The sequence below is a fragment of the Paenibacillus xylanexedens genome (assembly GCF_001908275.1).
GTDB lineage: Bacteria > Bacillota > Bacilli > Paenibacillales > Paenibacillaceae > Paenibacillus > Paenibacillus xylanexedens_A.
In genome coordinates this window covers 5,550,937-5,574,852 of record NZ_CP018620.1, presented here as the reverse complement: position 1 = coordinate 5,574,852, position 23,916 = coordinate 5,550,937, and the positions used below count along the sequence as shown (strand labels likewise).

At 46.2% G+C, this 23,916-nt stretch carries 22 protein-coding genes and 1 other annotated feature; of the genes, 20 read left to right on the top strand and 2 right to left on the bottom strand.

The annotated features are described in order from the left end of the window. Position 1 precedes the first annotated feature (1 nt). The 8 genes from pgeF (at position 2) to BS614_RS24370 (ending at position 8,389) form a co-directional block, all read left to right on the top strand. Positions 2 to 901, top strand: a complete 900-nt coding sequence (pgeF, locus tag BS614_RS24410; RefSeq protein ID WP_074095847.1) for a peptidoglycan editing factor PgeF — start codon at positions 2 to 4, stop codon at positions 899 to 901. 6 nt (positions 902 to 907) lie between these two features. Then, a complete protein-coding gene (locus BS614_RS24405; RefSeq protein WP_036614854.1) occupies positions 908 to 1,609 on the top strand; it encodes a YggS family pyridoxal phosphate-dependent enzyme in 702 nt (233 codons plus the stop codon). Then, positions 1,600 to 2,067 carry a cell division protein SepF gene (locus tag BS614_RS24400; RefSeq protein WP_036614853.1) on the top strand — a complete coding sequence of 156 codons (468 nt, stop codon included), beginning with the start codon at positions 1,600 to 1,602 and terminating at the stop codon, positions 2,065 to 2,067. The genes BS614_RS24405 and BS614_RS24400 overlap by 10 nt, the downstream gene beginning before the upstream one ends. A gap of 58 nt (positions 2,068 to 2,125) precedes the next feature. Further along, positions 2,126 to 2,344: a YggT family protein gene (locus BS614_RS24395; RefSeq protein ID WP_047844437.1), complete on the top strand. Its 219-nt coding sequence runs from the start codon at positions 2,126 to 2,128 to the stop codon at positions 2,342 to 2,344. A 199-nt stretch (positions 2,345 to 2,543) separates the two neighbouring features. Beyond that, on the top strand, positions 2,544 to 3,326 hold the full coding sequence (locus tag BS614_RS24390; protein WP_047843744.1) for a YlmH family RNA-binding protein: 783 nt from the start codon (positions 2,544 to 2,546) through the stop codon (positions 3,324 to 3,326). A 240-nt stretch (positions 3,327 to 3,566) separates the two neighbouring features. Continuing rightward, on the top strand, positions 3,567 to 4,076 hold the full coding sequence (locus tag BS614_RS24385; RefSeq protein ID WP_017687316.1) for a DivIVA domain-containing protein: 510 nt from the start codon (positions 3,567 to 3,569) through the stop codon (positions 4,074 to 4,076). A 57-nt stretch (positions 4,077 to 4,133) separates the two neighbouring features. Next, positions 4,134 to 4,426: a binding site (T-box leader), on the top strand. A 339-nt stretch (positions 4,427 to 4,765) separates the two neighbouring features. After that, positions 4,766 to 7,864 (top strand): isoleucine--tRNA ligase, encoded by a 3,099-nt coding sequence (ileS, locus tag BS614_RS24375; protein ID WP_074095845.1) that lies wholly within the window; start codon positions 4,766 to 4,768, stop codon positions 7,862 to 7,864. Positions 7,865 to 8,029: 165 nt separating this feature from the next. Then, complete coding sequence (locus BS614_RS24370; protein ID WP_017687319.1) at positions 8,030 to 8,389, top strand: DUF5665 domain-containing protein; 360 nt, start codon at positions 8,030 to 8,032, stop codon at positions 8,387 to 8,389. Positions 8,390 to 8,427: 38 nt separating this feature from the next. On the opposite strand, the gene BS614_RS24365 is transcribed toward BS614_RS24370, so the two are convergent. Further along, positions 8,428 to 9,165, bottom strand: coding sequence for a TraR/DksA C4-type zinc finger protein (locus BS614_RS24365; protein WP_074095844.1), 738 nt, complete (start codon positions 9,163 to 9,165; stop codon positions 8,428 to 8,430). Positions 9,166 to 9,386: 221 nt separating this feature from the next. On the opposite strand from BS614_RS24365, the gene lspA reads away from it, so the two are divergent. The 8 genes from lspA to BS614_RS24325 all read left to right on the top strand — a co-directional run bounded on the left by lspA (position 9,387) and on the right by BS614_RS24325 (position 15,933). Beyond that, positions 9,387 to 9,881 (top strand): signal peptidase II, encoded by a 495-nt coding sequence (gene lspA / locus BS614_RS24360; protein ID WP_017687321.1) that lies wholly within the window; start codon positions 9,387 to 9,389, stop codon positions 9,879 to 9,881. Further along, entirely contained in the window at positions 9,874 to 10,836 is a 963-nt protein-coding gene (locus tag BS614_RS24355) for an RluA family pseudouridine synthase (protein WP_425320261.1), read from the top strand. The genes lspA and BS614_RS24355 overlap by 8 nt, the downstream gene beginning before the upstream one ends. 110 nt (positions 10,837 to 10,946) lie before the next feature. Then, positions 10,947 to 12,200, top strand: a complete 1,254-nt coding sequence (locus BS614_RS24350; protein ID WP_074095842.1) for an LL-diaminopimelate aminotransferase — start codon at positions 10,947 to 10,949, stop codon at positions 12,198 to 12,200. 203 nt (positions 12,201 to 12,403) lie between these two features. Continuing rightward, positions 12,404 to 13,294 carry a decaprenyl-phosphate phosphoribosyltransferase gene (locus tag BS614_RS24345; protein ID WP_074096975.1) on the top strand — a complete coding sequence of 297 codons (891 nt, stop codon included), beginning with the start codon at positions 12,404 to 12,406 and terminating at the stop codon, positions 13,292 to 13,294. A gap of 18 nt (positions 13,295 to 13,312) precedes the next feature. Further along, positions 13,313 to 13,945 carry an HAD-IB family hydrolase gene (locus BS614_RS24340; RefSeq protein WP_036614827.1) on the top strand — a complete coding sequence of 211 codons (633 nt, stop codon included), beginning with the start codon at positions 13,313 to 13,315 and terminating at the stop codon, positions 13,943 to 13,945. Between the two features lie 26 nt (positions 13,946 to 13,971). Then, entirely contained in the window at positions 13,972 to 14,262 is a 291-nt protein-coding gene (locus tag BS614_RS24335; protein ID WP_197997836.1) for an EamA family transporter, read from the top strand. Then, positions 14,249 to 14,569: an EamA family transporter gene (locus BS614_RS24330; RefSeq protein ID WP_336886750.1), complete on the top strand. Its 321-nt coding sequence runs from the start codon at positions 14,249 to 14,251 to the stop codon at positions 14,567 to 14,569. The genes BS614_RS24335 and BS614_RS24330 overlap by 14 nt, the downstream gene beginning before the upstream one ends. A gap of 59 nt (positions 14,570 to 14,628) precedes the next feature. Beyond that, the gene (locus tag BS614_RS24325) at positions 14,629 to 15,933 is read left to right on the top strand and encodes a DUF6080 domain-containing protein (protein ID WP_074095841.1); all 1,305 of its coding nucleotides are present in this window, start codon (positions 14,629 to 14,631) and stop codon (positions 15,931 to 15,933) included. A gap of 97 nt (positions 15,934 to 16,030) precedes the next feature. On the opposite strand, the gene BS614_RS24320 is transcribed toward BS614_RS24325, so the two are convergent. After that, positions 16,031 to 18,706, bottom strand: coding sequence for a YhgE/Pip domain-containing protein (locus BS614_RS24320; RefSeq protein ID WP_074095840.1), 2,676 nt, complete (start codon positions 18,704 to 18,706; stop codon positions 16,031 to 16,033). Between the two features lie 710 nt (positions 18,707 to 19,416). Here BS614_RS24320 and pyrR point away from each other — a divergent pair. From pyrR to carA, 4 genes are all read left to right on the top strand, one after another. Beyond that, on the top strand, positions 19,417 to 19,980 hold the full coding sequence (pyrR, locus tag BS614_RS24315) for a bifunctional pyr operon transcriptional regulator/uracil phosphoribosyltransferase PyrR (protein WP_017687330.1): 564 nt from the start codon (positions 19,417 to 19,419) through the stop codon (positions 19,978 to 19,980). Then, positions 19,980 to 20,891, top strand: a complete 912-nt coding sequence (locus BS614_RS24310) for an aspartate carbamoyltransferase catalytic subunit (protein WP_074095839.1) — start codon at positions 19,980 to 19,982, stop codon at positions 20,889 to 20,891. Before pyrR ends, BS614_RS24310 begins: the two co-directional genes overlap by 1 nt. Before the next feature lie 126 nt (positions 20,892 to 21,017). Then, positions 21,018 to 22,322, top strand: a complete 1,305-nt coding sequence (locus BS614_RS24305; RefSeq protein ID WP_074095838.1) for a dihydroorotase — start codon at positions 21,018 to 21,020, stop codon at positions 22,320 to 22,322. A 451-nt stretch (positions 22,323 to 22,773) separates the two neighbouring features. Beyond that, positions 22,774 to 23,916, top strand: a complete 1,143-nt coding sequence (carA, locus tag BS614_RS24300) for a glutamine-hydrolyzing carbamoyl-phosphate synthase small subunit (RefSeq protein ID WP_047843735.1) — start codon at positions 22,774 to 22,776, stop codon at positions 23,914 to 23,916.

The following is a 23,916-nucleotide window of genomic DNA, read 5'->3' as shown; positions in this document are numbered from 1 at the left end:
AATGGAACCCTTTGTATTGGATAAAGAATTACTTGAACGGACCAAGAACCCAAATTCAGATTTCGGTCCTGATCCGTTATTATTATATGTTGAGCCTTGGACACAGCAATTTGAACAGCTGGCAGTCGGGTTTACGACGAGACATGGTGGAGTTGGAAAAGTTCCGTATGCCACGCTCAATTGTGCTTATCATGTGGGGGATGACCCTGAAGTTGTACTTAACAACCGCAGGCTAGTAACCGACAAGCTTGGCTTTGCAGCAGAAGCATGGACCTGTGGAGAGCAGGTGCATGGCAAACATGTAGCTGTAATTACCGCTGAAGATCGGAGCAGAGGATTACTTGATCGTCAATCTGCATTGCAGGATACGGATGGATTGGTCACGAATGTGCCTGGTGTGCTGTTGACTTCTTTCTACGCAGACTGTGTTCCGCTTTATTTCTATGACCCTGTGCAGCAGGCGATAGGTCTTGCTCATGCCGGCTGGAAAGGTACAGTCGCGGGTATCGCTGTATCCATGGTGGAGACGATGGAACGGGAGTATGGCAGCCGTAGGCAGGACATTCGAGCTGCAATCGGTCCGTCGATTGGGGATTGCTGTTATGAAGTGGATGAGGCGGTCATGCAGCATGTACGGGTTTGGTTTGATGATTCCCCGGTTAATGATAAATACAAGGATTCTGCTTCTAAACAAGCATATCGAGCCGTGAATAACGGTAAAACGATGTTAAACTTGAAAGAATGTAATCGACACATTATGATGAAAGCAGGAATAATGCCGGATCATATCGAATGTACAACATGGTGTACAAGTTGTCATCCCGAACTATTTTTCTCCTATCGGAAGGAAAATGGTGATACAGGACGGATGGCGAGCTGGATTGGGCTGGAAGAGAGGTGACCCTCTGTGTCATTGGAGGAGCGTATTCAACAGGTAAATCAGAAGATCGAGGACGCATGTCGGCGCAGTAACCGTCATCGTGATGATGTGAATGTGATTGCGGTCACGAAATATGTCTCACTTGAAACAACGGGATCGGTGCTGGATCATGGTCTTGAGCATATTGGAGAAAACCGGTGGCAGGATGCACAGGCCAAATGGGAAGCTTTTGGTCAGCAGGGTACCTGGCACTTTATCGGTCATTTGCAGACAAACAAGGTGAAAGACGTGATTGGCAAGTTTCGTTACATACATTCACTGGATCGTTTGTCATTGGCGAAGGAGTTGGATAAAAAAGCAGCTTCACTTGGCATCCAAGTGGAAACGTTTTTGCAGGTGAATATTTCGGGTGAAGAGAGCAAATATGGATTACAGCCTGAACAGGCAAGTTCTTTTTTGCGTGATATTCGTTCGTTCAACAATCTCAAGGTCGTTGGCCTAATGACTATGGCACCTCATGAGGAAGATCCGGAGCTGACGCGTCCCGTATTTCGTGGATTGCGTGAGCTGAGAGATCAATTGAATGGACAAGCCCTTACAGCAGAGCCATTGACTGAGCTGTCGATGGGAATGTCCAATGATTTTGAAGTGGCCATTGAAGAAGGGGCAACCTGGGTACGGCTAGGATCGATTCTCGTAGGAAAAGAGGAGGGTTCACGATGGGCGTAATGAATAAATTTATGAATTTCCTCGGACTTCAGGAAGAGGAAGAGATTGTGGAACGTGAACGAATGGCTGCGCAGGAGGAAAATGAGGCTGAACATCAGGAAGCTGAAACCTCCAGTCTCGATAAACGTAGAAACCAAAGGGGGAATAATGTGGTGAGCATTCATTCCCAGAAAAATGTTAAAGTTGTCCTGTATGAACCGCGTTCTTATGACGAGGCTCAGGAAATTGCCGACCATCTGCGTTCGCATCGTACCGTTGTGGTGAACTTGCAACGAATTCGCCAGGACCAAGCGCTGCGCGTTATTGATTTTTTGAGTGGCACGGTATATGCATTGGGTGGCGGTATTTCCAAAATCGGCGGAAACATTTTTCTCTGTACGCCAGATACGGTTGAAATTCAGGGATCAATTACGGAAATACTGGCTGACAGCGAGCAAGATTATAACAGAATGAGGTGAGCCACTTTTGTATCAGATTGAAAGCGTGTTGTACACGTTATACCAGATTTACTTTTACATGGTCATTGTCTACATATTGATGTCTTGGCTTCCCAATGCGCGGGAAAGCTTCATCGGTGAATGGCTGGGCAAATTAGTGGAACCATATCTAAGACCGTTTCGCCGATTTATACCGCCTTTGTTCGGTGTGCTGGATATTTCCCCGATTGTGGCGCTGATCGTTCTGCAACTTGCGCTTAATGGGCTGATCTCCATACTTCGGTATTTTGCATATTAGAGGTTGTTCAAAAAGTCCGCTTTTGATTACGAAGGATGCCTAGTGGCATCGTCAGCATCGAATATGGAATTCAGCCGAAATGTCCGTTGCTCACGTAGTTTTTTCTACGCTCCGCTACTCCATTTCTAGCTTTATCCCATCTTCTCGGTACTGAAAACCGGTCTTTTTGAACACGGACTATTAGGGTAGGGTGACATAGATGAGCGGTGAAATTTACGAACATTTTAGCCATGATGAGCGGGATTTTGTAGATAAGGCTTCGGATTGGGTTGAGCAGGCGGGTAAGTATCATGACATGAAGCTAACTGACTTTCTTGATCCAAGACAGGTTTTTATCTTACAGACTCTTGCCAATCGCCGTAACGACGTTCAGATTCGTCTGGATGGTGGTTACGAGGCTGCTGAACGCAAGCGTGCGCTGGTTGCACCTGATTATATGTATCTGGATGATGAGGATATGGGGATGCAGGTGCTCAGTATTACGTCTGATGATCAGAAAATCTCGGAGCTGGAGCATGGGGACTATATGGGTTCCCTGCTCGGGCTTGGGATGAAACGTGGAAAGATCGGGGATATCCAAGTGCTGGAGGACGGTTGCCATACAGTGGTGGCGGCGGAAACCGGCGCTTTTTTATCGCTTCAACTGAATCAGGTGCATCGGTTACATGTGTTCACAGAGTTACTTCCTTTGGATCAGATGCGATGGTCAGAGAGCAAACTGGAGACGATGGACATTACGGTCGCTTCTCTTCGTTTGGATGGAATCTGCGCAGATGTGTATCGGCTTAGTCGCAGTAAAGTGCTGGTGCCGATCAAAGCTGGTCGCTGCCGTGTGAACTGGAAGGTTGAGGAAGATCCCTCCAAATTGCTAAAAGCGGGTGATGTCGTATCCATTCAGGGATTTGGCCGTTTCAAGGTTATGGAACAGGATGGGATGACCAAAAAAGGGCGTTGCCGAGTGAAAATCGGCAAATTTGCCTGAGTCTGTTGCAGGAAAATCCCCTTTCTTGTCGAAATGTTTATCATAAAGGTGTAGAAAATACGCGGTGTATCCGATAAAGATTAAGTCAAAGCTTTACATGAACGTTGGAGGATGCAATTCTGATCCTGCATTCCGTATACGTTGCCAAGGTTAGGCATCAACGATACGGCCCCTTGGGTGGTACCCATATGCTGCAAACCTTCTCTTGACGGGAAGGAACTTTAACAGGAGGTGGACAGCATGCCATTAACGCCGCTGGACATACACAACAAGGAATTTTCCCGACGTTTGCGCGGGTATGACGAGGATGAAGTCAATGAATTCCTGGATCAAGTCATCAAAGATTACGAAGGCGTCATTCGCGAGAACAAAGAGCTGAGCAATCAGTTGCTGTCCGTTCAGGAGAAACTGGATCATTTTTCTACAATTGAAGAGACGCTTAGCAAAACGATCATCATTGCGCAGGAAGCTGCTGATGATGTGAAGGGTAATGCGAAGAAAGAAGCGCAGTTGATCGTGAAGGAAGCAGAGAAAAATGCAGACCGGATCGTGAACGAATCGTTGGGAAAATCGCGTAAAATTGCTTTGGAAGTGGAAGAACTGAAAAAGCAGGCCTCGATTTATCGTGCCCGTTTCCGCACGCTTGTTGAAGCGCAGCTTGAACTGTTGACTCAGGATGGTTGGGAAGTGCTGGAGAGCCGGGAGCAGGAAGTGCGTGACCGTGAGCGGGAGATGAAAGAAATTTATTAGTCTGTCGCCTGGTTGACTTTTGTCTGCAAAGAGGCTATAACTATATTCATAATGAATAGTGATTCCATGACGGGTTCAGTACGTTATGATCTCATCCCTCAGAGAGTTGGTGGTTGGTGCAAACCAATGGATGAGTTATAGCCGAATATCTCCCCGGAGAAGTGACGCTGAAGCGGTGATCTTGATTGCCGTGTGTAAGCCGAACCGTAAGCCGTACGTTATAACGGCACCCTGCGGTAGTATAGCGGGGCATAAGCGCTGTTGATGACAGAGCATACCCAGGCTTGCCTGGATGTGGTTTGTGATGAACAGAATTAGGGTGGTAACGCGAGTATAGCCTCGTCCCTTTCCAGGGACGGGGCTTTTTTGTGTCCAAAAAAGGCGAACGTTCATGAGGCCCGCAGGGACCTCAAGGAGAGAGCCACCCGCCGGGAAAGCGAAGCACCCGGCAACACCCACCTCGAGGTAAGGCCAGGCGGCGTTCACGCAGGGAACAGCCGCAAAATGGCCGCCACTACGCACATCCCCCCTCGCCCATAAGCGCCACCGATCCCCCACCGACAACCTATCCCGGGTGTCCAGAGGGCGGAGCGCCTATGGGGTCCCCCTTGGCAAGGGGGATTTAGGGGGATTGAAACGCTTTTTGTGGACGGTCCACAATCCAACCAAAGAAAGGGAAGATAATGATCATGCAACGAGTTGACGTCAAAGAGAAGGCACGTGCCAGAGAATTACGCGTGTTAGATAAATGGAAAACGGAGAATACATTCAAAAGATCCATCGAAAACCGGGAGGGCAAGCCAAACTTCGTATTTTATGAAGGGCCGCCTACAGCAAACGGTAAACCGCATATCGGTCACGTACTGGGACGGGTAATCAAGGATTTTGTTGGACGGTATAACACGATGAAGGGTTACCGTGTTGTTCGTAAAGCAGGTTGGGATACACATGGTCTGCCTGTAGAACTGGGTGTACAGAAGAAGCTTGGTATCTCCCACAAGTGGGAAATCGAAGATTACGGCGTGGAGAAATTCATTAACGAATGTAAAGCGAGCGTATTCGAGTATGAGCAACAATGGCGTGATCTGACAGAAGGTATCGGATATTGGACGGATATGAATAACCCGTATATCACCCTTGATAACAACTACATCGAGAGTGTATGGAACATCCTGGCGACAATCCATGAGAAAGGCCTGTTGTATCGTGGTCACCGTGTGAGCCCGTATTGTCCTTCTTGTCAGACAACACTGAGTTCCCATGAAGTTGCACAAGGGTACAAAGACGTCAAAGATCTGAGTGCTACAGCGAAATTCAAACTGAATGACAGCGGAGAATTTGTACTGGCTTGGACGACAACACCTTGGACACTGCCTTCACACGTTGCACTTGCCGTGAATCCCGATATGGACTACTCCCGTGTTCGTCAAGGTGATGAAGTGTACATCATGGCAACCAATCTGGTTGAAAAAGTGATGAAAGATACCAAAGGTGAGTATGAGATCATCGGTGCACTGAAAGGTGCCGACCTGGTTGGCAAAACGTATGATCCTCCGTTCAACTACGTACAGGCTGAGAAAGCCAACATCATCCTGGGTGCAAGCTTTGTAACGGATGCAAGTGGTACGGGTATCGTACACATGGCTCCTGCCCATGGTGAAGATGACTACCGTGTATGCCGTGAGAATGGGATCAGCTTTGTGAACATGGTGGACTTGGAAGGCAAATTTGTCGCTGAGGTTACTGACTTTGCGGGACGTTTCGTGAAGGATTGTGATATTGATATCGTAAGATATCTGTCTGAGCATGGACGGTTGTTCAGCAAAGAAAAATATGAGCACAGCTATCCATTCTGCTGGCGTTGTGATACACCGCTTCTGTACTATGCGATGGACAGCTGGTTTATCCAAACAACAGCCATCAAGGACCAATTGATTGCCAACAACAGTGAAGTGGATTGGTACCCAGGTCACGTTCGTGAAGGTCGCTTCGGGAAATTCCTTGAGGATCTGGTGGATTGGAACATCAGCCGTGATCGTTATTGGGGAACTCCGCTGAACATCTGGGTGTGCGAGGAGACTGGCGAACAATTTGCACCACACAGCATTGCAGAATTGCGTGCTCGTGCGGTAGGTGATGTGTCTGAGAATCTTGAATTGCATAAACCATATGTGGATGACGTTAAAGTCATGAGCTCTTGCGGCAAATATGAGATGAAACGTACACCGGAAGTGATCGATGTCTGGTTCGACAGCGGCTCCATGCCGTTTGCCCAGCAGCACTATCCATTTGAAAATAAAGAAGTATTCGAACAGCAGTATCCTGCAGATATGATCTGTGAAGGGATTGACCAGACACGTGGCTGGTTCTACAGCTTGCTGGCGGTTTCCACCCTTTTGACAGGCAAAGCGCCTTACAAAGCGGTTATGGCTACAGGACACGTTCTTGACGAGAACGGACAGAAGATGTCCAAATCCAAAGGTAACGTTATTGATCCTTGGGAAGTAATTGAAGAATACGGTACAGATGCATTCCGCTGGGCTTTGTTGTCTGACAGTGCACCGTGGAACAGCAAACGTTTCTCCAAAGGTATCGTAGGCGAAGCAAAATCCAAAATGGTGGATACGCTGGTCAACACCCATGCATTCCTGACGCTTTATGCTACCATTGATGGATTTGATCCACAGGAGCACCCGTTCCAACTGTCCGCACACAAGCTGGATCGCTGGATTCTGTCGAGACTTAACAGCCTGATCCTGGTTGTAGAAAAAGCGTTGCTGGTTAATGACTATCTGAACTCTTCCAAAGCGATTGAAGCATTTGTTGATGAACTGAGTAACTGGTATATCCGTCGTTCCCGTGACCGTTTCTGGGGAAGTGGCCTGACAGAGGATAAACTGGACGCATATCGCACATTAACTGAGGTTCTGGTGACTACTGCGAAGTTGGTTGCTCCGTTCACACCGATGCTGGCAGAAGACATCTATCTGAACCTTGCAACAGGTGAGAGTGTGCACATGGAAGACTATCCGGTAGCTAACGAAGCGCTAATTGATGCAGGACTGGAACAGGATATGGAGACGGCTCGCCGCGTGGTCGAACTTGCTCGTAACGTTCGTAACGAAACAGGCATCAAGACACGTCAGCCGCTGTCCGAATTGATCGTTTCTCTGGATAAAGGGTTTGACCTGGCAAGTTATGAAGAGATCATTAAAGAAGAGATTAATGTAAAAGGAATCCGTACGGAGCATAATGATGCGGAATTTGTTGACTTTACATTGAAGCTGAACCTGAAAGTTGCAGGTAAGAAATACGGTAAAAACGTAGGATTCTTGCAAAACTTCTTCAAGGGAATGTCGGCTGATGAGACGCGTAAAGTGGTTTCGGAGGGTGTGCTGAACATTGTTTCTCCGGAAGGCGAAGAGCTGCAAGTGACGAGCGAAGAATTATTGGTTGATAAACAGGCCAAATCAGGTTTTGCTTCAGCATCAGGTTACGGTCTGACGGTTGCGCTGAATACCGAAATCACGCCAGCCTTGGAACAGGAAGGTTGGGTCCGTGAAGTGGTTCGTGCTGTGCAGGATACCCGGAAACGTCTGGACCTGCCGATTGAGAAAAGAGTACGTTTGACACTGGATGTGGATGCATCCCTTCAGGAAGCTATTCAGGCGTTTGATGATGTGTTGCGTGAAAATGTTCTCGTAACCGAAGTGACATTTGGCACAAATGAGGCCATGGAACGTGTTGAAGCCGGAGGCAAATCGATCGGTATATACATCGAAGCATAATTTGGATTATGTAATATTCAACAAGGACAGAATATAGGATATAAATAAACGAGCCGCAGAGGCAGGGACATATTCCCTGTATCTGGGCTCGTTTGTTTTTTAGGCAATAAGGCAATGATTCTATAGTGCAGTCAATCTATATTGATCAAAGGAACTGACCAAAACATGAGCGAACATGACAAGCAAACCGCATCCACTTCACAACAATCAACGTCAGATAATCTGAATTCCCATGACAAAATTGAAGAGTTACATACCCTGACGAACCGTCTGGCGAATGAACTGGAACGTTCCCGAATAGCGCAATACACAGAATTGCTGAACAGACCATGGAAATTGATCGGGCTTAACCTGTTATCTGGAGCCGCAAGAGGTGTGGGGATTGCGATTGGGTTTACCTTTTTTGCAGCAACGATTATTTACGTTTTGCAGCTACTTGGGGCGCTCAATCTTCCCATTGTTGGAGATTACATCGCTGATATTGTGCGCATTGTCCAGCGTCAGCTTGATATGAACACATACTAAGCGATTAGCAATTAAAGGTGAAAGATATCAAAGTGCATTTAGTACATGTCATCCGTCTCCATATCCGGTTCTAACAGACCCTCGCCCTCACGGTTCTCCAGGTACTGGCGATATTGCCGATTGCGCACGATGGAGACGTCATGACCATAGATGTCCGTGGCAACAAAGCTTTCGTACGCTTCAACGCAGCCTTCCACTTCATCGGTGGCTTCAATCGCCATAACATCATAGCTGTCGATATCGCGTCCTTCAGCCATGGCTGGTGAGTTCGATGTGCCCCAGCTTTCAACAATCTGCCAGGTGTCTTCACCATCGAAGCCATTTTGATCATCACGCTCGTCCAGACTGGTTCGACCAAATGCCGGGGCGAGGAATTCTTCCTCTACAGGACGGTTCTCAGAGACAACGGTTTCCGGTTGATGTTTTTTGCAGTATTTGGTGTAGGGAACAGCTTCCATGCGTTCATAAGGGATGGGTTGCTGGCAGACCGCACATGTACCGTAATGTCCTTCTTCGATGGAGTGCAGTGCAGAATCGATTCGTTCCAATTGGAATTCATCATGTTCCAGCAGGGAAATATCTTTCTCGCGTTCATACACCTCCGTGGCTATGTCACCAGGATGGTTATCAATCGGTGATAATTCCCCTGTCTGTAGTTTAAGGGAGTCTCCAAGGCCATAATGCTCGTTTTCCGAAAGTCTATGTTCAATATCGCGCTTATCGGACATCAGTTGGGAACGTAAAAATTGTAGTTGTTCGTTAGTAAAATGTGACATGATTTTCCCCTTTCTGCGTTCATGCTGGAATCCGGATTTTGACTCTATTGTAGGATGTGCCATTGAGGGCAAGATTACAGAAGGGAAATGTTATCGTTTTTGCCATAAGCATTGTGATGTAGCGCGTCGTGGACGATTTCCAAACAGCTGTGCTACAATAAACAAGTCTGGCGTAAGCCTGGTATCGTTTGGAAAAGACAAGAACGGAGTGACAAACAAACGTGGTGTATTATATCCTCGCTTTTATCGTATTTTTATTGGATCAGGGAACCAAGTATCTGATTGCAACCCGGATGGAACTCAGAGAAGAAATTCCGGTCATCGGCAATTTCTTTGTCATCACATCACATCGTAATTCAGGTGCAGCTTTTGGCATTCTGCAAGACCAGCGTTGGTTCTTTATCGTGGTTACGTTGATTGTGGTCGTTGCCTTGATTTGGTATTTGCAAAAGGTAAAAGATACCCCCCACAAATTGCTGCCTGTGGCGCTTAGTTTGGTGCTTGGTGGAGCAATTGGCAACTTCCTTGATCGGGCATTGACCGGAGAAGTTGTAGATTTTGTACAACTTAATTTTGGAAGTTATACGTTTCCCATTTTTAACATCGCCGATTCGGCAATCTGCATCGGTGTAGGGTTGATCATAGTGGAGACATTGCTTGAAGGACGGCGCGAAAAAGCAGCCGCGAAGATTGAAGGGAATGAACATCATGAGTAATCCGAATAAGGAACAGAATAACGACGAAGAACTAATGAATGGCAATGAACGTATGGAATGGACCGTTGCCACTGAACATAAAAAAGAACGAATTGACAAATATATTACGGAAGCCGTGGATAACGTATCTCGCTCCCAAGTTCAATTGTGGATCGGAGACGGAATGGTTACGGTAAATGGTGCTGTAGTCAAAGCCAATGCCAAGTTATCCGAAGGAGATCTGGTTGAGCTACAGATTCCAGAACCAGCTGCTGTGGAGATCATTGCCGAAGATATTCCGCTGGAAGTGGTATATGAAGACAGCGACCTGATCGTGATTAACAAACAGCGTGGTCTTGTGGTGCATCCAGCACCAGGACATACGTCGGGTACGCTCGTTAATGCACTTATGCATCACTGCAAAGACCTCTCGGGTATCAATGGAGAGTTGCGCCCGGGTATTGTGCATCGTATCGATAAGGATACATCAGGCTTGATTATGGCTGCCAAGAACGATCGTGCCCATGCATCACTGGCTGCTCAGTTGAAAGACCATACGGTGAACAGACGGTATATTGCGCTTGTTCATGGTCATCTTAATCATGATCAAGGGACCATTGATGCACCGATTGGACGGGATACCAATGACCGCAAAATGTATACGGTCACAGAACGTAACAGTAAACATGCCGTTACGCATTTTACCGTGACAGAGCGGATTAATGATTACACCTTGCTGGAATTGAAACTGGAGACAGGACGTACTCACCAGATTCGGGTTCACATGAAATTTATCGGTCACCCGCTTGTAGGAGATCCAACTTATGGACGGAATAAAGGCATCAAAATGCAAGGACAGGCTCTTCATGCGGCTATTCTTGGATTTGTGCATCCAACAACGGGAGAATACCTTGAATTTTCAGCTCCGATTCCGCAAGATATGGAAGACGTGCTTGCCTCGCTACGCAGTCGTTAACAGTTCCATGAAAGTACAAATGTTCGGATACTTTGTCCATGGCTTTGATCACGCAAATGCTTCATATTAAAGTGTAGAAATTTGCGTCAAATGAGGAGATGAACAACGTTATGAGTATCGATAAATATCAAGAAACTTACATTCAGACTAATTTTGCCGACCGTATCGGTGGCTCCAACTATGGTAAAGACACGAACATTTATAAATTCGAGAAAATCAAACGTGCCAAAGCTTCGGCCAAAAAAGATTTTCCCGATGTGGAACTGATCGACCTTGGTGTAGGTGAACCGGACGAAATGGCGGATGCAGGCATTGTGGGTGCACTCGCAGAAGAAGCTTCCAGACCTGAGAACCGTGGTTATGCCGACAATGGTATTCCTGAATTCAAGGCTGCTGCTGCTTCTTACCTGAAAAACGTATTCAACGTAGAAGGTATTGATGCAGATACTGAAATCGTACACTCCATTGGTTCCAAACCGGCTTTGGCGATGATGCCTTCATGCTTCATCAATCCGGGTGATGTGACCATTATGACCGTTCCAGGTTATCCGGTTATGGGCACACATACGAAGTATCTGGGTGGAGAAGTGTATAACATTCAGTTGACGAAAGAGAACAACTTCTTGCCTGATCTGACGGCTATCCCGGAAGACATCGCAAAACGTGCGAAGTTGCTCTACCTGAACTATCCGAACAACCCAACAGGTGCAAGCGCGACGGTGGAGTTCTTCACTGAAGTTGTGGAATGGGCTAAGAAATACAATGTTGTGGTTGTACATGATGCTCCATATGCAGCATTGACGTATGATGGCAAAAAACCGTTCAGCTTCCTGTCGGTACCTGGTGCTAAGGATGTCGGCGTAGAGCTGCACTCTCTATCCAAGTCCTACAACATGACGGGTTGGAGAATCGGATTTGTAGCGGGTAACCCGCTTGTAGTCAAAGCATTCAGTGACGTGAAGGACAACAATGACTCCGGTCAGTTCATCGCGATTCAAAAGGCTGCTGCGTATGGATTGAATCACCCTGAAATTACGGAAAAAATTGCAGAGAAATATTCTCGCCGTCACGACATGCTCGTTGCCGCATTGAACGATCTGGGCTTCCAGGCTGAAAAACCTAAAGGTTCATTCTTCCTGTATGTAGAAGCACCAAAAGGTGTGGTTGGCGGACGTCGCTTCGAATCCGGCGAAGATTTCTCCCAATTCCTGATCCGTGAGAAACTGATCTCATCCGTACCATGGGATGATGCGGGTAACTTTGTTCGTTTCTCTGTAACCTTTGAAGCGAAGGGTGAAGAGGAAGAAAAACGTGTTATTGCTGAAATCAAACGTCGTCTGAGCGACGTACAATTTGAATTTTAATCGCATTACCCAATAGTTAAATCATGTACTAACGAAGAGACCGGAAACGGTCTCTTTTTTTATGCCCATATTAGAATTTTTTCATTTACTCCCTTTACAAAATTATACAAGCAACATATGATTAGATCTTTACGTTATTTGTTATATACAGAAGTTGTTGTTGAAGGGAGTTATTACAATTGTTATCATCACGAACAAGTACGGTGTCCTCACCGGCTACAGGAACAGGCAGTACAGTGTCAGGATTAATCAGATTGTTAAGACCCAAACAGTGGACTAAAAATCTGCTGTTATTTGCTGCGTTACTATTCTCTTTTGAGGAGATTCGGACTGAAACCATTCTTGCGACGTTGCTTGGTTTTATTCTATTTAGCCTTGTTGCAGGCTGTGTGTATATTTTAAATGACTTTGTAGACCGGGACAGGGATCGACAGCATCCGGTGAAAAAGTATCGTCCTATGGCTTCTGGGCAGGTGAATCCGAGTCATGCTTTGTTGTTTGGCATTATTCTATTAATCCTTTCCGTAGGAACGGCCTTCATGATGAACCCTCTATTCGGGGTGTTATGTATCGTCTATTTCCTGTTGAATGTATCGTATTCATTTGTGCTGAAACATCTCGTTATCCTGGATATGATGACCATTGCAGCCGGCTTTGTACTTCGTGCCATTGCAGGTGGTGTGCTGATCCATGTGCCATTCACGCCGTGGTTTTTGATCTGTACCATGCTGTTGTCGTTGTTTTTGGCCATTGGAAAACGCAGAAATGAACTCACGTTGCTTGAGGGAAATACGGGATCACATCGTAAGGTTTTGGATAACTACTCCATTACATTACTGGATCAATTCAATACAATTGTGACGACAGCTACGATTATCAGTTATTCCCTGTTCACATTCACTTCAGATCGAACCATTCATCTCATGTGGACGATTCCATTGGTCATTTACGGCATGTTCCGTTACCTGTATCTGATCCACATGAAGAACCAGGGAGGTTCGCCCGATCGTGTGCTGTTTGAGGACAAGCCCATATTAATTACGGTTATGTTGTATGTGATAAGTGTTGTTACAATCTTTGCAATCTTTGAATAAAGGCTGAGGGGGATCAGGGTGAAAAGCACGAAAGTCGCAATTTTTGATATTGATAAAACGATCATACGCAGTGATTCCATGTTTCAATTTGTGCATTACGGTGTTCGCCGTTACCCGTGGCAGGTATGGAGATTACCTGTCATTGCATTACATACCGTGTTATTCAAGGCAGGCTTCATGACGGTTGAACAAGTCAAACGATCCTACTTTCAAGAAATTGAGCGTATGTCTGAAAAAGATCTCGAACATTTCTTTGATACTCGCTTGCGTACGTCCATTTTTGCCGAGGCCAGTGTAGAGATGCAACATCGCAAAGAAGCAGGGTATCATGTCTTGCTGGTAACTGCATCTCCGCATGCCTATATGAAATACTTTAATAATTTTCCCTGGGTGGATCATGTAATTGGAACTGAACTTGTCCGTCATGAGAATGGTTACACATGCAGAGTTGATGGCAGCAATTGCAAAGGGGAAGAGAAGGTACGCCGAATTCAGGCTTATCTGAGTGAAAAGAATATGGTCATTGATTATGACCAGTCATGTTCCTACTCTGACTCCTTATCCGACCTTCCCGTCATGCAACTTGTGAGTCAACGATACTTTATTAACAAGCGTGTTCCGGACATGGAGGCATTAACGTGGGGGAAATAAAATCGCGTCATACTGGTAAATGGTTAATGCTCGTTTCCGCTTTTCTGACAGCAACGGGTCAATTGTTCTGGAAATGGGGACTAACCGAGTGGATTTACCTGGGTGTAGGTTTTCTGTGTTATGGACTTGGAGCGATTTTGATGATTAAAGCTTTTGCTCTGGAAAAACTCTCTGTTGCTTATCCTCTGATGTGTGCTAGTTACGTATTTGCCTTAATCTATGGATATTTTTTGCTTGGGGAAGAAATTACGGTGCAAAAGCTGGCAGCAGTTGTGTTGCTTGGAATCGGGGTGACATTAACCAGTGTTGATCGATAGCTGGATGGTTGCCGTATTAATTGTCATGACGTTGTGTGGTGCACTGGGCGGGGCCGGACTGAAAGCTTATGCTTCCAGTCGCAATCGTCTGCATGTACTCATGGGACTTGGATTCTACGGAACGGGCGCTTTGCTGAATATTGTATTGTTGAAGTTTCTTCCATTAACCGTAGTGTTGCCTGCGAACGCATTAACATATGTGTGGACTCTTATCATAGCTCGGCTGGTATTTAAAGAGACGGTGGGCCCTTTACGCTGGATAGGTGTGGCATGTATTATGGGTGGCTTACTGTTACTGGTGTTTTAATTTGAACTAAAGATTATTTACACAAGCACTATAAAATTTATTGGATGTGAAATGAAAGCATGAACTTTTTAGATTACTTATTTTATAATCGAAGAGCCAACTGGACAGCCTTTTACCTGTTTGCGGGATTTGCTCTGTTCTATGGTTTAATGAACGGCTCGTATGTTCTGTACATAGAAAATAATGCAGAACTGCTTGGGGCGTATAGCCCATTTAATACGACGCTGTTTCCAATCAACTTATTCAACTTTGATCCTTCAATGTATTATGGGGACAACAGTTCTTCCGTGATCCATCCGCTGATTTCCTTTCTCGCAGTCACCCTTGCGGCTGTAGCGAAACTTTTGGGAGGCAACTGGTTCTTTCTAATCCTGCAATCGCTGGTGAATGCGGGTTCGGTGGTGCTGGCGTATCTGTTCCTGAGTCAAAAAGAAGATAAACCGACCATCGTACCGCTACTGTTTGCCTTATTGTTTGGTTTCAGTTCCTACCTGATGTTTACCTCATTGATCCCGGATTCGTATCCTTATGTACAGTTCGTTATTCTGTTGTCGGTGGTTTACATGCAGTATACTCGTGAGCGTCAGGACGTACGTTATGTACCCAATGCATTGCTTGCATCGATTAACTTTGGACTAACCTCGACCAATATCGTACCATTTGCTGCTGCGACATTCTTCAATATGCATGCATGGCGCAATAAAGCTAGTTTAAAAAAGTACATTGGAATCATGGGACTGGCGGTTCTGATTATTGTTGTGTTTACTGGCATTCAGTATGTTGCCTTTGGAGGTCGCAGCTGGGTTAGTAACTGGCTGTTGGGCATTCAAAATGGTGGAACCAGCTATGCAACGCCATTCCAGTTCGCTGTTCACTGGAAAGCATTGAACATGCTAACGATTAATCCGATGCTGACACCGAAGATGCATTTACTGGACCCGGGCATGGCAGCCTTTGTTACGGATCTATCCCGTTCCAATCCACTCTATGTGCAGATGACAGGTATCTTTATTTTACTGTTGGCACTCATGGGCTTCATTAAGGGCATTCGTGAACGTGAAGTGTGGACCCTTGTGCCATATATTCTGTTTGCCTTTTTGCTTCATGTCGTAGTGGGCTTTGGTCTAGCTGTGTTTCAATACGATATGTACCTGTATGCGGGACATTATCTGTTTGCGTTCTTCCTGTTGGGTGGAGGTTTCGTCATCAGCCTTCCTCCGGGATTGGGAAAAAAAGTGGTTATAGGCTTGATCATGTTATGTGTTATCGTCACGGCAAGTAACAACATCTATCGCCATGTAGAAACATTAACAACAATCAAACAATCCTATAATCAGTTGGAACAGGAACGCTCAGTGAAATAGTCAAATAGTCAAATGTATCGATTCATATAATGAATAAGAAAAGGACATTGGATGGAAAGTCCAATGGCCTTTTCTTATTTAGTGCCCAGCAAATGAGTTAAGCAATAATTTTGGTTTTCTTGGCATTCTCGGCTGAACGTTTGGTGAGACTGCTGAGTGGACGTTTCAAAGCGAGAGCAACAATGAGACTCAGCGCGATGAACATACACAACCACAGAATATCCTTGATGGCAGTAGACCACAATATGCCGCCGACCGACTCACGCAGCAGACTGATCGCATACGTGAAGGGCATGAACGGATTCAATGCCTGGAAAAAGGGTGATGTCATGCTGATTGGGAACGTACCGCCGGAGCTGGAGAACTGGAACACCATGAAGATAATCGCGATCCCTTTTCCGATATTTCCAAATACGGACAGCAGGGTGTACGTTATGGTGACAAATACGGCACTCACCAGCATGGCAAACAGGACAAACCACAGTTTATCTGCGACATAGGTACCAAGGATTAAGATATCTCCCAGAGTGACACATATCGCCTGAAGTAACCCAATGGTCAGAAAAGTAGCGAGACGTCCAAGATATAACTCATATCCTCGGAACTTGCCCTCTGGATTCTCAGCTTCGGCACGAAGCAGAGAAATCAGCAGTGTTGAGCCAACCCACAAGGACAGCACGCCATAAAATGGTGACATGGCCGATCCATAATTCGGAATCGGGTAAAGCTGTTGTTCCTTGATTTGCACCGGACTTGCAAGGAAAGCACTTTCTTCTTCGATATCGCCGCGCAAAAGTTTGGCAAGTTCGGCAAACTGGTTATTACCTTCAACTTCCCTGAGCTTGTCTGCAGCCTTGCTGATGGCACTTTCCAATTCTGGCAGATCATCACGTACCAGCGTGGCAACACGAAGTACTCCTTTTTCGACCTCCGGAAGCTGGTTCTGAACAAAATCGGATGCCTTGCCTATCTGTTTCTCGGCATTAGGCAGATCATTACGTACAAAATTAGCTGCTTCGTTCAGTTTTTTTCCCAGCTTGGGCAGATCGTTTCGAATTAATGAAGACACGGTGTTCAAAGCTTGGATAAAACCTTCACTTTTGTTCGCGAGTGTCTCTGATATCTCATGGATCTTAGATTGTATTTGAGGCAGGTCGCTCTGGATTTTCGTCAACTCGGTCTGCCCAAACGTAATCCCTTCTTTGGCCGATGCAAGAATGTCCGCAATATCAGGAAATCGATCTTTTGCTCCTTGTAGAGTTTCTGCTGAAGTGGAGAGGATAGACCTGAGCTTATCCGCACCTGCTGCAAGTGAAGGCGATATTTCACTTTCATAGGTGTTTAAGATATTGCCAATCCCGCTGCTGATGTCCTTCGAGAGAGTATTTAACTGAGCGATGACGTCTGTTGGTGGAGTTGTATTACGACGCATGGCATCACTGATGATGCCAGCCAAGCGGATCTGCAACTGAAGTTTATCTGAAATGGAGTTCAGTTGTGTGATTTTATCGGCAAGTGGTTGGCTTGGAAGCAAGTTATTGATGTTGCCCAGTAGTTCTGCCATACTGTCCACGAGTTTTACCGCAACCCCTAAACGTGAAGCAATCCGGTCGAGATCTTCTACAGTAGGAAGGTTATTAAGATCCGAATTTTGCAATTGTGCAAATACGTCTCCTGCAGCGTTAGTAATCTGCTGCACCAGCAGCAGATTTTGGCGGATCGTCGGGCCAATGGTCTGAAACGCTTCTTCACTGGAATCCACGAACTGATTTAATCCCTCTGCAAGCTCAATCCCGTTGCCAGCGATTTGTGATACTTTGTCCAAATCTTGCTCTGCTGCCGTTACGATAGACAGAGCTTTGTTGGTTTTATCCAGCGCCGTTTGGATGACATCTGATACCTGGCCAAAGTTTTCATCCACTTCTCGAATGCGTTCTACCGCTTTTTGTATATCCGGTATCCGCCCTTGAATAGCCAGCACTTCGGAAGCCGCATCATTAATTTGTGGCCAATACTCCTGCACCTTGAGCACATACTGTGCTGCTTCATTGATTTCAGGCAGTTTTTTCTCGATTTCAACGATCTTTTGAGCATCTTTTACAATCTCGGGCATGGCTTTTTCTACTTCCAGAACCTTTTGACCTGCGGCTTGAATAGCCGGAAGATTTTTCTCCAGCGTAAAAATGCCATTCTCCATTTTGCGTAATGTTGGAAGCTGGGAATTAATCTCAACCCCGGCTTCATTCAACTTGGTTAGAACGGCCTCACTGACGGCTTCAGTGAAATTTTCATTGATTTGTGTTGTTATGGCAGATACACCAGAGCCTGTGATTTTAGGAGCAATGGCATTTACCTTTTCATTAACGGTATAGATTACCTCTGGACGTTCCAGCTTTCCATCAACGATGCCTGTAATTTTGGATGAAAAGTCCCCCGGAATGAGCAGGCTTGCATAATACTCTCCAGTTTGCACACCCCGATTAGCCTCAGCCTGGTCCACAAAAGTCCAGCCCAGCTTTTCGTTGTGTTTGAGGCTGGATACCAGTTCGTCTCCGATATTAACATGGGTTCCTTCAACAGTCGCACCCTTGTCCTCAGTTGTCACTGCAATTTTGATCCCCTGGGTATTACTGTATGGGTCCCAGACGGACTTCACGTTGACCCAGTCATACACCCCGGGCAGTAGAATAATAGCCACAATTAGAAATATACCTGTGGGAACCTTCAGAATATGCAACCAGTCTGTTTTGTAAACGTGCCAAATGTGACGCATGACTTCCTCCTAAATGTACATAAATGTAGGGCGTATCTTATTTCTATGTCGCATATTTGTGAATCTTATGTATATCGGCATTATTGCAGCATCTATGAATGGGTTCATGTTTATAAACTGTACCCATTTCACTTGGTACTAATTCAGAGCCTTCATATATTGCGTAAAATGAAACTTACCGTTTGTTCTAAAAAGAAGTGTTTTGTCTCTACTTAAGTATAGTCAGAGGTTTATTTTGGTTATATCAAATTTCTCATTTGCCTATGGATAAATATGCAGAAATGTTGTATAATTATGAATAACCAATGAGATGTATTGTGCATGGATGTTTTTCAGCCTAACTGCTGATTCTAAGAAGAACGTAGCAGAGGGTTTTCACCTGCGATGGTGAGGTGTTGACAGGGGGTTGTCTTTCTGTCATAATTCATGAAGACAAACGGACATATTGATTACAGAACCCTGTGAGGTCCTGCAATATGAACGACATGAATAGCACCTTTAAATCAGTCCCGTGAGACTGGCAAGGTAACGTGAACGATACATCGTTTTTTTGCTGCGGCAAATGAAGCGATGCATCCCCGAGAGTAAACTTTCTTCAGAGCGGTCTGAAGTTCGGAGACTCCTTGCCAATAAACACGGCAAGGAGTCTTTTTTTTTCTCCTCGTCACGGGGCCATGATGCTGAAGGGAAATCCTTAGGAGGCTGAACGCATGAGCACAGAGACACATGTCATTATGGATGAGACGGCGATCCGCCGCGCATTAACACGGATTGCCCATGAGATATTGGAGAAAAACAAAGGAATCGACGATTGTGTGTTGGTCGGTATCCGTACACGCGGGGTTTACCTCGCAGAACGGATTGCCGCGAAGATTGAAGAAATCGAAGGCGCCAAAGTCCCCTGGGGAGAACTGGATGTGACTCCTTACCGCGATGACCGCTTGGACGAAAATAAAGCGAATCGCAAGGAAATGTTGATTATGACACCTGAATCACTTTCGATCCATAACAAAAAAGTGATTTTGTTCGATGATGTGCTCTATACCGGACGGACGATTCGCGCAGCGATGGATGCCCTGATGGACTGTGGAAGACCGCAGAACATTCAGCTGGCTGTACTCGCAGACCGCGGACACCGGGAACTTCCAATTCGACCTGATTTTATCGGCAAGAATGTGCCGACTTCCAAATCAGAGGAGATTGAAGTTGCACTCATGGAAACGGACGGACAGGACGAAGTCAAAATCACTCAGAACCGGGGGGAGCAAGCATAATGATTACACAGACAGCATTGAGAGACCGAAGCTTGCTTGGACTGAAGGAACTTAGTCGAGGAGAAATCGAGTCCATTCTAAACAGAGCGGCTCACTGGGAAGCGCAGAAAGAGAAACTGGTTCCTATACTGGAATCACGCTTCGTTGCAAACCTGTTCTTCGAGAACAGCACACGTACCCGTTTCTCCTTCGAAATGGCAGAGAAACGCCTGGGCGCACAAGTGCTGAACTTTACGGCAGCTGCATCCAGTGTAGAAAAAGGAGAGTCCATTTACGATACGGTACGAACACTTGAGTCGATGGGCATTGATGCAGGGGTGATCCGGTTGAAACCGGCAGGCGTTCTGCAACAACTGGCTCAGAAAGTGAATGTACCACTTGTTAACGCCGGAGACGGCAACAATGAGCATCCCACACAGGCGTTGCTGGATCTCTACACGATGAGGAAAGCATTTGGCGAACTGAAAGGCTTGCGTGTTTCCATCATTGGTGACATTCTGCATAGCCGTGTAGCTCGTTCCAACCTGTGGGCACTGCAAAAGTTTGGTGCAGATGTACGCTTCTGTGCACCACAAACGATGCAGGCACCGGAACTCGCAGAGCATGCTCCTTATGTCGGTCTTGAAGAAGCGCTGGATGCAGATGTAGTCATGATGCTCCGTGTTCAACTGGAACGTCATCAACATGGCTTAATTACTTCAGCTGAGGATTATCGCGAACACTACGGATTGACGGAAGAACGGGCATCACGCCTAAAACCAAGCACCATTATCATGCACCCTGCTCCAGTGAATCGCAACGTCGAGGTAGATGACGCGGTTGTGGAAAGTGAAGCATCGCGGATCTTCCCGCAGATGGCAAACGGCGTTCCAATCCGCATGGCGGTTATGGAACGTGCGATGAAACTGTAACAGGGTCTGGCTGTGGGTCATAGGCTGACGGTACGGTAGTTCTTATAGAGCAATAAGAGAGTACACGATAAAGAAAATCATCCGGCTTGCCTGGTAAGCCGGACAGAACCGAAGCGGAGGGCAATTATGCTACAGATTATAAAAAACGCGAACGTCTTGAACCAAAAAGGGGAACTTGAACGGAAAACCATCATTATAGATGAAGGTAAAATTAAAAAGATCGCTGGTCTGGAAGACCAAGCCGTTCTGGACGCCGAAAAGTCAGCGCAAAGTGTGACAGACGCATCAGGCAAACTGGTCATTCCGGGATTGATCGATATGCACGTGCATCTGCGTGAACCTGGATTCGAACACAAAGAGACGATCGAGACAGGTGCCCGTTCAGCAGCACAAGGTGGTTTTACAACAATCGCTTGCATGCCGAACACGAGACCAGTTACAGATACAGCGGAAGTTGTGAAACTGGTATTGGATAAAGCCAAAGAAGCTGATCTGGTTAAAGTGTTGCCTTACGCAGCCATTACAAAAAATGAACTAGGTCGTGAACTTACCGATTTTGCCGCATTAAAAGAAGCAGGCGCTATTGGATTCACAGATGACGGTGTAGGCGTACAAAACGCTCAAATGATGAAAGATGCCATGAGCCTCGCAGCAAGCATGGATATGCCCGTGATCGCTCACTGTGAAGATGACTCACTGGTTGTAGGTGGATATGTGACGGAAGGCGAGTTTTCGAAACGTCACGGCATCAAAGGCATTCCTAATGAATCCGAGGCTATCCACGTAGGCCGTGATATTCTGCTCGCAGAAGCAACGGGAGTTCATTACCACGTCTGCCACGTAAGTACAGAGCAATCGGTTCGCCTGATTCGTCTGGCGAAGTCCATCGGTATTAAAGTAACTGCTGAGGTGTGTCCGCACCATCTGGTGTTGTCGGATGAAGATATCCCGGGCATGGACGCCAACTGGAAGATGAACCCGCCGCTACGCTCACCACGCGATGTGCAGGCTTGTATCGAAGGTTTGCTGGACGGCACGCTGGATATGATCGTAACTGATCACGCGCCACACAGTGAAGAAGAGAAAGCCAAAGGCATGGAGCTGGCACCTTTCGGAATCGTAGGATTCGAAACAGCCTTCCCGCTGCTGTACACCAAGTTTGTGGAAACAGGATTGTGGAGCTTGGACTTCCTGGTGAAACGCATGACAGCTGATCCTGCACGTGTATTCCGACTGGATACAGGCAAACTGGAAGAAGGAGCACCAGCCGATATCACGATGATTGACCTGAACGAGGAAAAAGCAGTTGATCCTGCAACGTTTGCAACCAAAGGAAGAAACACACCATTCACAGGTTGGAAGCTGAAAGGCTGGGCCGTACAAACATGGGTGGATGGAAAAAGCGTGTGGCATAACACGGTACAACAGTAAAACGGTAATTTAGTAAATTAATAAATTAGTAACGCTATATCTTTAACTCTTTAAATCAGCAACAGTAACTCTTAACTTTTTAAAAACAACAAATCTTTTTAAATCTAGTTCTAACTCTAACTCTAAAACTTAATCTACAACTTTTACACCAGTAACATCTTTTCAACTAACTCGAGGCAAATCATGCCGAGAGTCTAACATACGAAACAAGCAAAGTTGAATGTCATGATTTTGAACTTGGACACTAGCGTTACTGCGGAGCGGACAGAAAAGACCCGAAGAAGCAAAGCGTTCGCCTTTATCACCGGATTACATCATTTGAAAAATGATAAAAAGTAATCCGGGGATAACAGCGATCAAAGGGTTTTCTGTCAGCGGAGCCGCACGAAGTTTCCAGAAAGTTCAACCCAAATGCCATTCAACGTTGATAAACACAGAGGAGTGAAATGGGATGCAGGCACAGGCAAGATTATTGTTGGAAGACGGCACACTGTTCACCGGGAAAGCATTTGGTGCTGAAGGTGAAACTACAGGTGAGGTCGTTTTTAATACGGGAATTACAGGCTATCAAGAGGTGCTTTCGGATCCTTCCTATTGCGGTCAAATCGTAACCATGACGTATCCGCTGATCGGAAACTACGGCATTACGCGTGATGACTTTGAGTCGATTCGTCCATACGTACACGGTTTTGTTGTGCGTCGTCATGAGCCAACGCCGAGTAACTGGCGTGCGGAATACAGCGTAGACAATCTGCTCAAAGAATACGGCATCGTAGGAATCAGCGAAATTGATACACGCATGTTGACTCGCCGGATTCGTCACCACGGCACAATGAAGGGAATTCTCACAACAGGATCGAAGCCTGTGGAAGAACTGCTGGAGATGATGGGAGACACCACCATTGCAGAACTGCGTAACCAGGTGCCAATGACTTCTACAGAGCATGTCTACAACAGCCCGGGAACGGCTGAGCGTATTGTGCTCGTGGATTATGGTGCGAAAACAGGAATCTTGCGCGAACTCAGCAAACGTAACTGTGACGTTGTTGTTGTTCCACATGATGTAACAGCAGACGAGATTCGTCGCCTGAACCCGGACGGAATTCAACTGTCCAACGGCCCTGGGGACCCGAAAGACGTACCTCACGCGGTTAACATGATCAGTGAATTGCTTGGCGAATACCCGATCTTCGGTATCTGCCTGGGTCACCAGTTGTTCGCACTTGCAGCAGGAGCAGACACGGAAAAACTTAAGTTTGGACATCGCGGAGGAAACCACCCGGTGAAAGAACTGGAGAGCGGACGTTGCTTCATCACATCCCAGAACCATGGATTTACCGTAAACGAAGAGTCTGTGAAGAGTACAGACCTGGAAGTTACACATATCAACAATAACGATAAGACCATTGAAGGTCTGAAACATAAATCATTCCCGGCATTCTCGGTTCAATATCACCCTGAAGCAGCCCCGGGTCCTTACGACAACAGCTACCTGTTCGACCGCTTCATCGAGATGATTCGCGAGCACAAGATCACTAACCCGCAAAAGCCGCGTCAAGCCGTATTGGCAGCCGCAGTGAAAGGAGCACAATAA